The 13,605-nt window shown below is 69.4% G+C and carries 17 protein-coding genes; 1 reads left to right on the top strand and 16 read right to left on the bottom strand.

Features of this window, described 5'->3' with window-relative positions:
• Window positions 1-107: 107 nt before the first annotated feature.
• From Q1V88_RS16415 to Q1V88_RS16340, 16 genes are all read right to left on the bottom strand, one after another.
• Window positions 108-1,274 (bottom strand): EscU/YscU/HrcU family type III secretion system export apparatus switch protein, encoded by a 1,167-nt coding sequence (locus Q1V88_RS16415; RefSeq protein WP_300682380.1) that lies wholly within the window; start codon window positions 1,272-1,274, stop codon window positions 108-110.
• Window positions 1,274-2,107 (bottom strand): flagellar biosynthetic protein FliR, encoded by an 834-nt coding sequence (locus tag Q1V88_RS16410; RefSeq protein ID WP_300682379.1) that lies wholly within the window; start codon window positions 2,105-2,107, stop codon window positions 1,274-1,276. Before Q1V88_RS16410 ends, Q1V88_RS16415 begins: the two co-directional genes overlap by 1 nt.
• A gap of 7 nt (window positions 2,108-2,114) precedes the next feature.
• Window positions 2,115-2,420 carry a flagellar biosynthesis protein FliQ gene (gene fliQ, locus Q1V88_RS16405; RefSeq protein ID WP_300682378.1) on the bottom strand — a complete coding sequence of 102 codons (306 nt, stop codon included), beginning with the start codon at window positions 2,418-2,420 and terminating at the stop codon, window positions 2,115-2,117.
• Window positions 2,420-3,235 carry a flagellar type III secretion system pore protein FliP gene (gene fliP / locus Q1V88_RS16400; RefSeq protein WP_300682377.1) on the bottom strand — a complete coding sequence of 272 codons (816 nt, stop codon included), beginning with the start codon at window positions 3,233-3,235 and terminating at the stop codon, window positions 2,420-2,422. The genes fliQ and fliP overlap by 1 nt, the downstream gene beginning before the upstream one ends.
• Window positions 3,232-3,690 carry a flagellar biosynthetic protein FliO gene (locus Q1V88_RS16395; protein ID WP_300682376.1) on the bottom strand — a complete coding sequence of 153 codons (459 nt, stop codon included), beginning with the start codon at window positions 3,688-3,690 and terminating at the stop codon, window positions 3,232-3,234. The genes fliP and Q1V88_RS16395 overlap by 4 nt, the downstream gene beginning before the upstream one ends.
• Before the next feature lie 45 nt (window positions 3,691-3,735).
• The gene (fliN, locus tag Q1V88_RS16390) at window positions 3,736-4,617 is read right to left on the bottom strand and encodes a flagellar motor switch protein FliN (RefSeq protein ID WP_300682375.1); all 882 of its coding nucleotides are present in this window, start codon (window positions 4,615-4,617) and stop codon (window positions 3,736-3,738) included.
• Window positions 4,614-5,555 carry a flagellar motor switch protein FliM gene (locus tag Q1V88_RS16385; protein WP_300682373.1) on the bottom strand — a complete coding sequence of 314 codons (942 nt, stop codon included), beginning with the start codon at window positions 5,553-5,555 and terminating at the stop codon, window positions 4,614-4,616. The genes fliN and Q1V88_RS16385 overlap by 4 nt, the downstream gene beginning before the upstream one ends.
• 93 nt (window positions 5,556-5,648) lie before the next feature.
• The gene (locus tag Q1V88_RS16380; protein WP_300682372.1) at window positions 5,649-6,086 is read right to left on the bottom strand and encodes a flagellar basal body-associated protein FliL; all 438 of its coding nucleotides are present in this window, start codon (window positions 6,084-6,086) and stop codon (window positions 5,649-5,651) included.
• Window positions 6,083-6,997 carry a flagellar motor protein MotB gene (locus tag Q1V88_RS16375; protein WP_300682371.1) on the bottom strand — a complete coding sequence of 305 codons (915 nt, stop codon included), beginning with the start codon at window positions 6,995-6,997 and terminating at the stop codon, window positions 6,083-6,085. Before Q1V88_RS16375 ends, Q1V88_RS16380 begins: the two co-directional genes overlap by 4 nt.
• Window positions 6,998-6,999: 2 nt before the next feature.
• The gene (locus tag Q1V88_RS16370; protein ID WP_300682369.1) at window positions 7,000-7,770 is read right to left on the bottom strand and encodes a MotA/TolQ/ExbB proton channel family protein; all 771 of its coding nucleotides are present in this window, start codon (window positions 7,768-7,770) and stop codon (window positions 7,000-7,002) included.
• A complete protein-coding gene (locus Q1V88_RS16365; protein ID WP_300682368.1) occupies window positions 7,767-8,111 on the bottom strand; it encodes a flagellar FlbD family protein in 345 nt (114 codons plus the stop codon). Before Q1V88_RS16365 ends, Q1V88_RS16370 begins: the two co-directional genes overlap by 4 nt.
• A 182-nt stretch (window positions 8,112-8,293) precedes the next feature.
• Window positions 8,294-9,217: a flagellar hook-basal body complex protein gene (locus Q1V88_RS16360; protein ID WP_300682366.1), complete on the bottom strand. Its 924-nt coding sequence runs from the start codon at window positions 9,215-9,217 to the stop codon at window positions 8,294-8,296.
• Window positions 9,218-9,244: 27 nt separating this feature from the next.
• Window positions 9,245-9,712 carry a flagellar hook capping FlgD N-terminal domain-containing protein gene (locus Q1V88_RS16355; protein ID WP_300682364.1) on the bottom strand — a complete coding sequence of 156 codons (468 nt, stop codon included), beginning with the start codon at window positions 9,710-9,712 and terminating at the stop codon, window positions 9,245-9,247.
• An 8-nt stretch (window positions 9,713-9,720) separates the two neighbouring features.
• Complete coding sequence (locus tag Q1V88_RS16350; protein WP_300682362.1) at window positions 9,721-11,145, bottom strand: flagellar hook-length control protein FliK; 1,425 nt, start codon at window positions 11,143-11,145, stop codon at window positions 9,721-9,723.
• Window positions 11,145-11,858: a C40 family peptidase gene (locus Q1V88_RS16345; RefSeq protein WP_300682361.1), complete on the bottom strand. Its 714-nt coding sequence runs from the start codon at window positions 11,856-11,858 to the stop codon at window positions 11,145-11,147. Before Q1V88_RS16345 ends, Q1V88_RS16350 begins: the two co-directional genes overlap by 1 nt.
• Window positions 11,855-12,352, bottom strand: coding sequence for a flagellar FliJ family protein (locus Q1V88_RS16340; RefSeq protein ID WP_300682360.1), 498 nt, complete (start codon window positions 12,350-12,352; stop codon window positions 11,855-11,857). The genes Q1V88_RS16345 and Q1V88_RS16340 overlap by 4 nt, the downstream gene beginning before the upstream one ends.
• A 351-nt stretch (window positions 12,353-12,703) precedes the next feature.
• On the opposite strand from Q1V88_RS16340, the gene Q1V88_RS16335 reads away from it, so the two are divergent.
• Window positions 12,704-13,369: a hypothetical protein gene (locus Q1V88_RS16335; RefSeq protein ID WP_300682359.1), complete on the top strand. Its 666-nt coding sequence runs from the start codon at window positions 12,704-12,706 to the stop codon at window positions 13,367-13,369.
• The last annotated feature ends 236 nt before the right edge of the window (window positions 13,370-13,605 follow it).

Raw genomic sequence — 13,605 nt, 5'->3', positions numbered from 1 at the left:
GGCTGCTCGGCGCACCTGAGCGCTTGGCGGGGAATCCGGCGAACTCGCTGCGCTGCTGCGCGCCCGGCGTGTGCGCCCCGCCGGGGCAGGCCAGCGTCAGGCCAGCGTCAGGCCAGGTGGTCGTGGGTGGGGCCCGGCTTCGGCGGCGGTCGTCGACGCCCTGCGGGGAGTACGTCGGGCAGCGGCTGGTCCCGGTCGGGGCGCGGGGAGCGGTGCTCGCCGCCGTAGTGGCCCTGGTTGCGTCGGGTGATGACGAAGGCGAGCACCTGGGCGACCGCGGCCCACAGCTCCTGCGGGATCTCCTGACCGACCTGGCAGGAGCGGTACAGCGCCCGGGCCAGAGGGACGTCCTGGACCAGCGGCACGCGGTTCTTGGCCGCCTCCAGCCGGATCTTGGTCGCGATCGCCCCGGCGCCGCGCGCCACCACCCGCGGGGCGCCCCGCTCGGCGGAGTACTTCAGCGCGATCGCGATGTGGGTCGGGTTGACCAGCAGCACGTCGGCGTCGGCGACGTCGGCGATCATCCGGGTGCGCGACATCTGGCGCTGCTTGGCCCGGATCGCGCTCTTGACCAGCGGGTCGCCCTCGGACTGCTTGTGCTCCTGCTTGATCTCCGACTTCGTCATCTTGAGCTGCTTGTCGTGCTTGCGCTTGGTGAACGCGTAGTCGGCACCGGCGAAGAGCAGGCCGATGATCGCGATGGTGCGGATCAGGGAGAAGGCCCGGTGGTGCACCTCGGACAGGACGGCGTCCATCGGCACCAGGCCGCCGACCAGGGGCATGATCCCGACGATCGCGCGCCAGGCGACGAAGCCGACCACGGCGGACTTCACCAGCATCTTCGCGCCCTGCCACAGCGTCTGCACGCTGAAGAGGTTCTTGAACCCCTTGAGCAGGTTGAGCTTGTCGAGCTTGGGCTGGAGCCGCTTCGGTGCCACCACGAAGCCGCCCTGGGCGGTGGCGGCGATGATGCCGACCAGCAGCACGATGCTGGCCAGGGTCAGGATGGTGAGGAAGGCGTGGGTGGCGCCCTGGCGCAGGAGCAGCAGCGCCTTGTCGGCCGTCGGGTTCGAGATCGCCTCCAGGCTGGAGTGGATCAGCTCCTGGATGACGGTCAGCTCGTGGCGGACCATCGGCCCCAGCGCCAGGCCGACCGCGAGCAGGGAGAGCCACGAGCCCAGCTCGGGGGTGCGGGCGATCTGCCCTTCACGCCGGGCCTTGGCCTTCTTCTGCGCTGTGGGCTTCTCGGTCTTGTCCTCACCTGCCTCCGCCATCAGCCGGCCCCGGCCATCGTCGACATCGCATCGAGTGCGTACGTCGTCAGCTTGTCGATCACCGTGGGCAGCATCGGGAAGCTCGCACCGACCAGGAGCAGGGTCAGACCGATCTTGGCCGGGAACATGATGCTCATCGCGTTGAGGGCCGGGGCGACCTTGGTGAGCAGGGCCAGGGACAGGTCGGCGATGAAGAAGACGGCCATCAGCGGCAGCGCGATCTGGAGGCTCATCGTCATCAGCATCCGGAACGCGGTCATCAGCACCGTCTGCCAGCTGCCCAGGTCCGGGCTGCCGTCCAGCGGCAGGAACTCGAAGGTCTTGAGCAGGCCACCGATGATCAGGACGTGGGCGCCGCTGACCAGCAGCAGGACGGTGGCCAGCCAGGTGTAGAGCCGGCCGAAGACCGAGTTGGTGTTCATCGACAGCGGGTCGAAGGCCGCCACCATCGCGAACTGGCCGAAGTTGTCGATCAGGGTTCCGGCCAGGCTGACGGCGGTGAAGAGGAGCTGCATCACGAAGCCCATCGCGACGCCGATCAGCACCTGGTTGAAGGCGGTCAGGAGCAGCTCGGGGGTGGTCGCAGGCAGCCGGTCGTCGGCGATCGTGCCGGAGACGACGAACGCCAGGCTGACCGCGAGCACGACCTTCGCCATCGTCGGCACCGAGCGGGTGTTGAACGGCGGCGCGACCATCAGCCACGCCACGATCCGCACGCTGGCCAGCAGGAACGCCATGATCTGCGCGCCGTTGAGGGTGACGTTGGCGTTCAGCTCCGCGGTGGCGAGCCCGCTCGGGAGCGCTGCGGGGAGGAGTGAGGCCAGGGCCGACATCGATGCCTCAGTTCAGCAACGACGGAATGCGCTCGAAGAGCTGCGTCGTGAACGTGATCATCGTGTGCAGCATCCAGTTGCCGCAGAACAGCAGCGCCATCGCGACGCCGATCACCTTCGGGACGAAGGAGAGCGTCGCCTCCTGGATCTGCGTCATCGACTGGAACAGCGAGATCGTGAAGCCGATCACGAGCGAGGTCACCAGGAACGGTGCCGACAGCTTCGCCGCGACCATCATGGTGCGCAGCGCCAGATCGAGGATCGTGGTGTCGGTGATCGTGGCCGGGACCAGCCCCGGCAGCAGGCCGGCCATCAGCCGTAGCTCCCGACCAGCGCCCTGATCACCAGGGCCCAGCCGTCGACCAGGACGAACAGCAACAGCTTGAACGGCAACGACACCATCACCGGCGGCATCATCATCATGCCCAGACTCATCAGGGCGCCCGAGACCACGATGTCGATCACCAGGAACGGGATGAAGATGATGAACCCGATGATGAAGGCGTCCTTGAGCTCGGAGAGCACGAAGGCGGGCACCAGGGTGGAGAGGGCGACGTCCTCACGGTTCTTCGGCAGATCGCGTCCGGCCACCGACGTGAGCAGCATCAGCTCCTTGTCGTCGGTGTTCTTCAGCATGAACGTCTCCAGCGGCTTCACCCCCGCCTTGAAGGCCTGCGAGGTGGTCATGTCGCCCTTGAGATAGGGCTGCACACCGGCGTCGTTCACCGCCGAGACCACCGGCGCCATGATGAAGAGGCTGAGGAAGAGCGCCAGCCCGGCCAGCACCTGGTTCGGCGGGCTGGTCTGCAGGCCGAGCGCGTTGCGGGTCAGGCCCAGCACGACCAGGATCTTGGTGAAGCTGGTGCAGGTCAGCACGATCGCCGGGGCGACGCTGAGCACCGTCAGCACCAGGATCGTGACCAGCGAGTTGCTCGGCTTGTCGGTCAGCCCGGTGAGGTTGACGTCGATCGAGGGGCCCGTCGGGGTGGTCGGCCCGTTGGGGCCGTCCGGTGCGGCCATCGCCGCGCCGAGGAAGGCACCGGGGGCGAGCACGAGTGCGGCGACCATGCCGGCCAGGAGCCAGGCGTGACGACGTACGCGGGCCAGCGGGGTGGGGGAGTCGATCACGAGGCCCGCCGATCGTCCTCGGTCGCCGACCCGGCGGCGCCCGAGGTGGGACGGAACTGCTCCCAGGTACGTCGCCACGTGGTCGGTGAGAGCAGCGAGCCGGCCAACGCCGAGGGCGACGGCACCGACAGGGTCGGCTTCGCCTCCGCGCTCGGGTCGACCTCGGGCAGCATCGTGTCGGGGTCGAGCCCGACCTCGTCGGGCTCGACCTCGGTGAGCAGCGTGACCTGCTGGTCGGTGCTGCCCAGCACCAGGACGCGGGTGCCGACGGTGACCACGGCCACCGACGACGAACGGCTCAGCTGCTGGCGGTGCACCACCTGGACCGGCGCACCGGTGCGGCCCTTGAACCGCCGGTTGGCGAGGCGTGCGATCAGGAACAGCAGTCCCAGAACGAACGCCAAGGAGAAGAGCAGCCGGACGCCTAGCGCCAGCATGCTTCCCGAATCACCCATGACAGATCCCCTCTTGATCGGTCGATGGTCGGACAGGGATGAGACTCAGACGACGGCTGCGTCGTCGAGGATCTCCGTGACACGCAGGCCGAAGTCCTCGTCGACGACGACGACCTCTCCGCGTGCGATCAGGCGCCCGTTGACCAGCAGGTCGGCGGGGCTGCCGGCGGCACGGTCGAGCTCGAGCACCGCGCCCGGCGAGAGCGCGAGCAGGTCGCGGACCGTCATCCGGGTGCGGCCCAGCTCGACGGTGACCTCCATGTCGACGCCGTGCAGCATCTCCAGTCCGCGCTGGTGCTCGGTGGAGGCGCCGAAGGACCCGAGGCCGTGGTTCTGCACGGGGATGGACAGGTCGGGCAGCGCGGCGGTCTCGACCGGAGCCGCAGCAGCGGCCGGGGCCGCCGGGGCGGGCGGAGCAGCCGGAGTGGCGGGAGCCACCAGGTCGGCCTCGCCGAGCGGCTCACGGGCGCCACGCAGCGCGGCGCCGGAGACCAGCACGGCGGCGTCGATCCCGATGCCGATCAGCGGCACGGTGGTGAACTCCGAGCCGAGCTCGAGGATCAGCTTGTCCAGCTCGACGGTGCGCGGTGAGCGGGCCCGGGTGCCGAGCTGGGCGGCGATCGCCTCCAGCGCGGGGGCGACGGCGGCGTGCAGGTCGAGCCCACCGAGCGGGCTGGAGGCCAGTGCCTCGACCAGGTCGGAGCCGATCAGGACGGCGATCCGGCCGGGGACCGGGGCTTCCAGGTCGGCCAGGGCGGCACCGGCGAAGGCGGCACCGACGTGCGGGGAGCCGGGCTGGGCGGGGCCGACGGTCAAGGGCTCGACCGCGGGCAACACCACGGCGGCGGCCTCGGCGGCCGCGGTGGCGATCGCCTCGACCGCTCCGGCGGCGAGACCGGCGGCGGTGGTGTCGGTGTTCTCGGTCATGAGTTCTCCTTGCGAGCTTCACGGGGGGTGTCGACGATCAGGGCGGCCAGCTTCTGGCCGCGGACGCCTGCGGTGGCGTGGGCGAAGGTGCTGCCGGCGACGGTCACGTCGAGCGGCGCCGCCGCACGGTGGTCGAGGCGGAGCACGTCGCCGGGGCGCAGCGAGCTGAGCTCGGCGGGCCCGAGGTTGGTGGAGCGGAACCGTACGGCGACCTGCACCGGCACCTTGTCGAACTGCTGGGCCAGGGTGCGGGCGGCGGCGGCGCGCTGGTTGCGCTCGCGGTCGGAGACCGGGCCGGGCTGCGCGGCGTGTGCCAGGTGCGAGCCGAGGCCGCTGAACGGCATGCAGATCGTCATCCGGTGCTCGCGGTCGTGGATCTTCAGCTCGAAGGTGAAGACCACCATCACGTCCGCGGTCGCGGCGACCTGGGCGAACTGGGGGTTGTACTCGACCCTGATGAACTCCGGCTCGATCGCGACGATCGAGTTGAAGTAGTACTGCATCTCGCCGAGCAGGCGCTCGATCAGACCGCGGGCGACGTTCGACTCGATCTCGGTCAGCGGCCGGTCAGGCTGCTCGGCCGCACCGGGGCCGCCGAGCATGTGGTCGATGCACGAGAAGATCGCGAACATCGGGAACTCGAGCATGCAGACGCCGGGGATCGGGTCGGCGCTGAAGAGCGTCATGTAGGTCTGGGCGTCGAGGGAGTCGACGTACTCGGCATAGGTGCGCTGCTCGATGTCGAGCAGGTTCACCGAGCAGACGGTCCGCAACGAGGATGTGAAGACGGTGGTCGCCTGACGGGCGAAGCCGTCGAAGGCGAGCTGGAGGGTGCGGGAGTGCTCCCGCGAGAGCTGGATCGGCCTGCGGAAGTCGTAGGGGACCGGTTCCGAGGATCGACCGCGTCGGCGGGCCCGGGACGGCACGGTGGTGGTCACGCCTCACCTGATCGGCGCTCGGACTGAACGTCTGAGCGTTTGCGGTGAGCGGATCTCCGTGCGGTCCCGGACCCGCCGGGGGGCACAGCGTCGCTACTGGGTGACGAACTCGGTGAAGTAGAGCCCCATCACCTTGCCCTCGTAGAGGCTCTTGAGCAGCACCAGCAGCTGGTTCTTGTACTTCTCCCGGTTGGCCGAGGAGGCCAGGTCGGCCATCGACAGACCGCTGAAGACGTCGATGGTGGCGTCCTGCGCCTTGGGCGCCTCGACCTCCTCGCCGCCGTCCTTGGTCAGCTGCAGGGCGATCCCGACCCGCAGGTAGTGGCCGTCGGAGAGGTTGATCTGCTGGGAGTCGATGGCCTGCACCACGCCCGGCTTGGGGGCCGCGTTCGGGTCCTTGCTCGGCGCGAGGACCAGGAACCAGCCTCCGGCAGCGGCGATCACCAGGACCACGATGAAGGCGATCAGACGGACCGGACGCCGCTTCGACACGGCTTCGGTCTCGTTCTTCGGCATGGCGGTGACGGTCATGGCGTGACTCCAGAGGTCGACGTGGTGGATATGAGGGAGTTCTGGATCTGGTTGAACCGCTCCCGGGTCGCCGCGGGCACCTGCGAGAGCACGATGATGTCGACTCGCTTGTTGATCTCCTGCGAGCCGGCCTTCTTCGGGTCGATCAACGGCTTGGTGTGGCCGAACCCGGTGGCGCTGAGCCGGCGGGCCGGCAGCCCACCGTGCTCGTTGAGCCAGCGCAGCGCGGTGATCGCACGGGCCGAGGAGAGGTCCCAGTCGGTCGGGTAGTACTTCGGCTTCACCTTCACCTGGTTGGTGTGGCCGTCGATCTCGATCGGCTCGGTGAGCTCGTGCAGCACGGGCGCCATCGTGTTGAGGATGCGCTGGCCGCGCAGGGTCAGGGTGGCGAGGTTGGGCTCGAACACGACATGGCGCGAGACCAGCGAGATCACCAGGCCGCGGGAGTCGATCTTCGCGCGTACGTCGTCACCGAGGCCCTTCTTGCGCAGCGCGTTGTTGATCTCGCTCCAGACCTTGGTCAGGTTGTCGACCTCGGCCTGCGCCGAGGCGGTGGCGCGCTCGGCCTGGGCGGCCTGGTTCTGCGTGACGACCCGCTGCACCTCGCTCTTCTGCGAGGCGGTGAGGTTCTGCACCATCGCACCGAACGGCGTGTCCTCGGGCTTGACCGCCCCGGTGTCGTCGTTCTGCGGGTTGGCGCCGTTGAGGATGTTGATGCTGTGCCCGAAGCCGTTGGCCAGGCCGTTCTTGAGCTCCTGGTACTTCTTCGTGTCCACGGTGGACATCGCGAACATGATGATGAACAGCACCATCAGCAGCGTCACCATGTCGGCGTACGTGACGAGCCAGCGCTCGGAGCCCTCCTCGTGCTCCTCGTGCTCCTCGGCGTAGCGCCGCTTGCGGCCGGCCATCGTCAGGCCGCCTCGACGGCCTGCTGGGCGGCGGGCAGCAGCGACTTGAGCTTCTCTGCGACCAGGCGCGGGTTGGAGCCGGCCTGGATGGCGGCGATGCCCTCGATGGCGAGCTCCATCCGGGCGGTCTCGAGCTGGCCGACGCGCTTGACCCGGTTCCCGATCGGGAACCAGACCACGTTGGCCATCATGACGCCCCACAGGGTGGCGACGAAGGCACTGGCGATGAGGGGGCCGAGGTGCTGCGGGTCGGCCAGGTTCTCCAGCACGTGGACCAGGCCCATCACGGTGCCGATGATGCCGATCGTGGGGGAGTAGGCGCCGCAGTCGGAGAAGAACTTGGCGGCCTGGCGGTCCTCGGCCTTCTTGGCGTGCACCTCGGCCTCGAGGATCTCGCGGAGCTCCTCGGGGTCGGTGCCGTCGATCGCCATCGTGACGCCCTTGACCAGGAACGGGTCCTCGACGTCGCGCAGCCGGTCCTCCAGGGAGAGTAGGCCCTCGCGACGCGCGGTCTCGGCCAGGGAGACCACGGTCGGGACGAGGTCGCCGGCCGGCGGGACCTTGGCGGTGAAGGCCTTCTTCAGGCTGGGGACGATCTGCTTGGCGTCGTCCATCGTGCCGCCGGCGATGCTGACCAGGATGGTGGTGCCGATCACCAGCAGCATCGGGGGCAGCAGCAGCAGCGACGTCGGGTGGCCGCCCTCGAGGATGTTGGCGACGATGATGACGACGACCGCCAGGGACATGCCGATCGCGGCGGCGGGATCCTTCATCGTGCTTCTCCCGGGCTCTGCTCCGCGGTGTGCCGCTCGGCGGTCGGATGGGGGCTGACGGCCGCGAGCTTGGTCTCGTGACGGCCGTCGGTACGGCGCTGCTCGGGCAGGTGGCTCAGGGACTGCGCGTAGGAGTGCGCGGCGTCGAGCAGCGAGCCGAGCGCGACGATCTCACCGCGGTAGGCGATCACGGCGTCCAGGACGCCGCCCATCGACTCTGAGACGACGTACTTGGTGCCGTCGACCAGGGTGATCACCGTGTCGGGTGTGCTGTCCACACGCTCGATCAGGTCGGCGTTCAAGAGGAACTGGGTCCCCGACAGCCGGGTCAACGAGATCATCGCAAGCACCGTCCTTGTGCGTTCTACAGGGTGGGGGCCGTCCGTGGCCCTCAGGTACGTGTTCGGCGTGCCGGTGCCCGATCTGAGCCTTCCGTCCCGAACACGCAGAAAAGTGTCGGGATCCGCCCTCCTCGGTCGAGGATCTCCGGGCGGATACCGACACTTCTCGGTGCGGCTCAGGGTCAGCGCTTGATGTTGACCAGCGTCTCCAGGACCTGGTCGGAGGTGGTGATCACCTTCGAGGAGGCCTCGAAGCCGCGCTGGGCCAGGATCAGGTTGGTGAACTCCTGGGCGAGGTCGACGTTGGACATCTCGACCGAGCCGACGGTCAGGTCGCCGTGGCCGGCGCTGCCGGGGGCGCCGATCTGGGCGGCACCGGAGTTGGCGGCCTCGGCGAACTGGGTGTCGCCGACCTTGTTCAGGCCCTGCGGGTTGGTGAACGTGGCGAGGGCGACCTGGCCCATGTCGCGCCGGATGCCGTCGTCGTACACACCCCGGATGACGCCGTCGGAGCCGATCTCGTACGACGTCAGGGTGGCGTTGCCCGGGCCCGGCTCGGCCGCGACCGTGCCGACCTGCTTGAGGTTGACCAGCTGCGACGTGTCGTAGGTGGCCTGCGAGGTGATCGTGCCGGTGGCCGGGTCGGTGGTGTAGGTGTAGCCGGTGACGGCGTACCCCATCACGAAGCTGCCGTCGGGGGCGACCAGGTTGCCGGTCTTGTCCCACGAGAACGAGCCCGCGCGGGTGTAGGTCAGCGTCGGGGCGGCACCACCGGCGGCGACGTCGCCGGAGCCGAGGATGAAGAAGCCGTCGCCGTTGATCATCATGTCGGTCGGGCGACCGGTGGTCTGGTTGGCGCCCTGGGTGAAGTTCCCCGCCGTGGCGGCCAGCTGGACGCCCAGGCCGATCTGGATCGGGTTCGTGCCACCGCTGGTGGCGGTCGGGTTCGAGCCCGCCGTCAGCATCTGGGAGAGCGTGTCCTGGAAGACGGTCGAGGACGACTTGAAGCCGGTGGTGTTGGCGTTGGCGATGTTGTTGCCGGTGACGTCGAGCATGGTCTGGTTGACCCGCAGACCGCTGATGCCGGCGAAGAGTGAACGAAGCATCGGATGACTCCTGGTGGTGGGTGAGGATCAGGCGGTGGTGTCGGTGGTGTCGGTCGTGCCCGACGAGGCGGTGGAGCCGACGGTGATCACCTGGGACACGGCGACCTCCTTGCCGTCGACGGTGAGGACGGGGCCTCCGGAGTAGAAGGTGACGCCGGTGGCGACGCCGCTGCCGGTGGTGCCGTCGGCGTTGGCGTAGGTGACCGTCTTGCCGATCAGGTTGGTCGACCCGAAGGAGGACTGCACCGAGAGCATCGACGTCATCGTGTCGTTGAGCTCGCCCATCTTCTGCAGCGAGGTGAACTGAGCGTTCTGGGACAGGAACTGCGTCGAGTCCGTGGGGTTCATCGGGTCCTGGTACTTGAGCTGGGCCACCAGGAGCTGGAGGAACATGTCGTAGTCGTCGGTCGAGCTCGTCGACGTGCTCGACGTGGTGGAGCTCGACGAGGCCGCCGCCAGGGACGCGGCGAAGGTATCGGTGGGAGAGACGGTCACGATGCTCCTCACATCAACCGGTCGAGGCGACCGGCGGTTGTCGTGGCGGCCGTGCCGACGGTGGTCGGCTCGGTGGTGGAGGTGGTACGGGTCGGGGCGGTCCGGGCCGGGCTGGACCAGCCCTCGACCCACTCCTCGGCGCTCTCGGGACGCTGCCCGGTGCCGCCGTTCTGGCCGCCCTGCGGGTTGCCCGCGCTCTGGCCGGTGTCGGTGCCGGCCGAGCCTGCACCGCTGCGGGTGTCGGTGCTGGCACCGCTCGCATCGCGTACGACGACCCGGGTGTCGGCCGAGCTGGCGAACTCCAGCATCCGGTGCAGCTCCGAGGTCCCGTTGGCGAGCGCGGCCCGGGCGGCCGGGGTGTCGGCCGACAGGTGCACCTGGAGGGTCCCGGCCCTGACCACCATCGTCACCTTCACTTCGCCGAGGTCCTCGGGGTGCAGGGTGATGGCGAGCCGGTGGGTGCCCGGCGTCGCGGTCTGGGCGAACCGGGTGATCTCGGGGAAGACCTGGCGGGCCATCGCCTCGGTGGCGGTCGGCTTCGTCGAGGTCGCGGTGCTGGTGGTGGTGGTGGGGAGGGTGGCGCCCGCGGCCGAGGTGACCGACGCCGAGGTCGGGTCGGTGGCGGTCGCCGTGTCGTCGGTGCTCCGCTGGGCGGTGGCGCTCTGGCCTGCCTGTCCTGCTGGTCCGGTGCTCTGGGAGGCCTGGGCGCCCTGGGCACCGGTCTGGCCGGTGGTGCTCGGGTCGCCCTGGCTGCCCTGGCTGCCCTGGCTGCCCTGGCTGCCCTGGCTGCCCTGCCCGGTGGTGCCGTTCTGGGTGCCGTCGGCCTGCGCGCCCGGGGCCGTGACGCCGTGTGGGGTACCGGCCAGGGTGCCGGTCGGCTGGGCGGTGGGGGTGGCCGGGGTGGTCGATGCGGACGCCGTGTCGGTCTTGCCTGCGCTCTCGGCGACGGTCGCGGCCGCCCCCTGCGCCAGCACCGACGGGGCTGCGGCGGTCGCCCCGGTCGCACCGGCGGTGGGGCCCGCGGGTGACGGCGTACCGGCTGCGGTGGCGTCGCCCACCGTGGCCGAGATGGACCCGGGCAGCCCCGCGAAGAGGGCGCGGGCGCTGCCCGGGAGCGTGGCGGCGACGGTGGTGTCGCCGGCTCCGGTCGCCGCTGCGGCCGTCGGCGGCGTCGCGGGGCTCGGAGTGGTGGAGGCACCGAGGGCGGCCTCAAGCGCGGCGAGGAAGTCCTGGCCGGCGGCCTTGGGCTCGGTGGCGTCGGTGCTGTCGCGCTCGGTCTCGTCGGCCTTCTGGGCCCGGTGGGACTGGTCACGGGTGGCGCGGGTGCCGCTCTGGGCGCCCTCGCCCGAGCGCGCCGAGGGGCGCTGGCGGGGCTCGGCGGCCGTGCGCTGGAGCGTCGGCAGGATGGTGGAGACGGCGGGCAGGGTCGTCATCAGCTCAGCCCCGCGAAGAGAGCCTGGAGGTCGTACGCCGACCGGGACGTGGCGACCGACTCCGAGCCGATCGCGGCCCGTACCGCGGCGGCGGTGGCGTCGCCGGTCGTCGTACGGGTCGACGTCGCGGTGCTGCCCGTGGTGGTCGAGGTGCCAGTGGTGCCGATCACGCGGCGGATGTAGTCCGGCGTCGAGGGCACGTCGACGATGCGGACGTCCAGGCCGGTGCGCGGGGCCTCGATCATCTTGCCGTTGCCTAGGTAGATCGCGATGTGGTCGGCACCGTTGTTGCGGCTGGAGTTGTCCCAGGCGAGCAGGTCGCCGGGCTGGGCGTCGGCCAGGGAGCTGACGGCGGTGCCGGACTTGGCCTGGTCGGCCGAGAGCCGCGGCAGGTCGATCCCGATGGCCTTGTAGGCCTGCTGCACCAGGCCGGAGCAGTCCACGCCGGTGCTGAGCGAGTTGCCACCCCAGACGTAGGGCACCCCGAGCGCGGACTCGGCCGCCGAGATCACCTGCTGCTGAGCGGCGCTGACCTCGCTGGAGGTGGTGGCGCGGCCCAGGGTGGTGCTGGTCCCGGTCGTCGAGGTGGTCCCCAGGGCGCTGTTGAGCTCGGTGCTGAAGGTGCTCGAACTGTCCGAGGAGGTCAGGCTGCTGAGCTGCTCGATCTGGGCCTCGATCGCCTGGATGCGGTCCATCACGGACGTGACGCTCATCGGGTGCCCTCCTGGGCGTTGTGGTGCGGGGTGGAGTCGTGGGCGGTGCGGGCGCGGAGCCAGGTCTGGCCGGCGAGGTCGTCGGCCTCCTTGGCGAGCTTGCGCTCGCGGGCCAGACGGCGCTCGGCGGCACGGCGGGCGAGCAGCTGCTCGACGGCGGAGAGCCGGGTCTTGGCGCCCTCCCACCGCGTCCGGGCGGCCGAGGTGACCTCGGTGGCCTCGGCGATCTCCTCGCGGGCGATCACCAGGGAGTCGTTGAGCTGACTGAGCGACATCCGTAGGGTCAGCAGGGCACCGGGGGTGCCTGCGCCGAGGATCTCGGACTCCAGGCTGGACGCGGCACGCAGCTGCGCCTGGAGCTGGGCAAGCCGGGCCTCGCGGGCTGACTGCTCGCTCAGGGCGTGCTGGAGCTCGAGGAGGGTCGCTGACTCCTCGACACCACGGACCCGTTCGACGGCCCGGAGGCCGGGATCGAGGTCAACGCGCACGGACACGGCGTACAGCCTTCATCGCAGGGATCGCCCAGGCAGGGTCGATCAGGGGCTTGCCGATCCGTCGGCAGGGGGTGAGCGGTCCGTCGCTCGACCTGACCCTTCGGCGGCCCTCCCAACGACCTGAGCCGGGTGGGGGTCCCGATTGGGGTCCCGGGTCTGGGTGAGGGGACGTATGGGGTGTCGCGGGTCCAGTTCATCCCGCGTGGTGGAACTGCCCCGGCGCCTTCGCTTTTTGTGACGCGAGGCACAACTTCTTGTATTGGGATCAGGTTCTTGGTCGCCATCGCTGTCCGGTGGCTTCGGCAGCCACCCAAGGTTGCCGTGGCACGCTGATCTGCTGCGCAGGGTCTGATGGGAGCGAACGATGAGCGGATTGTGGGGGACAGCGACGATCCATCATGCAACGTCGGTCTTGCGTGGCGCTTCTCATCCACCTTCAAGGCCGGCGCGCGTCACTGGCAGCTCGACTGGTCGTGGAAAGGCCGAACAGCGCGCAACGGTTGTTGGGAGGAGGCAACGTTGCTTGTGGTCATTCAAGTGGCAATCCAATTAGTTCTCTGGTGCTGGGCTTACGGCTTCTTGGCCGACCGGGAACGACGGAACGACGATGAATTTTCGCTCGCGAGCACAGTGGGCCTCCTCTACCTCTCCGGGATGTTTTCCGCATTCGTTCCATTTGTGCATATGTGTCAGAGGCTGATGTCACATGGGGGTTGGGCTGAAAGCGACTCCCTTGATGATTCCCGGATGGCATGGACCCTCGTCAAGGACGTCGCCTCTGCCGTCTTCTCTGCGTACACCCTGAGTCTGGTTCTGGCGTACTTCTTCCATGTCTCCATAGGGCATCTGGCTGCCTTTGTTTGGGTGCCGGCGGCGGCGTTAGGTGTGGTCCTTGTCGTCGCGGACCTGAAGAATGGTTCAAGGTCCCACTTGCGCAGTCGCGACGTGCAGGAACTGCGGCGCGATCGTCGTGTCGGCTCTGGGGAGCGGGCCGCGTGGTTGTTTCGGCATTCCTGATGTCTGTTGGAGTAAGGATTCGAGTGGGAGGCCTCATGTATCGCTACGTCATCACCTTTGTCTTCTCGGTGGGGGTGTGTGCAGCGTGGTTCGCTGCCTTCCCGGACCTCCGGACGTGGTTCGGCATGATTCCCGCCGTCCTCCTGGGCGTCCTTCTCATTGCGCTGGTGAGTCGAGGCTGGCTGTGGTGGCGGGGCCGGAGGTGACCGCCGCCTCGGCTGTCGACCGTGCCGGTC

The sequence above is a fragment of the Nocardioides sp. genome (genome assembly GCF_030150155.1).
Taxonomy (GTDB): domain Bacteria; phylum Actinomycetota; class Actinomycetes; order Propionibacteriales; family Nocardioidaceae; genus Nocardioides.
Note: the sequence above shows the minus strand (reverse complement) of the source record. Positions and strands in the feature narration are given on the sequence as shown.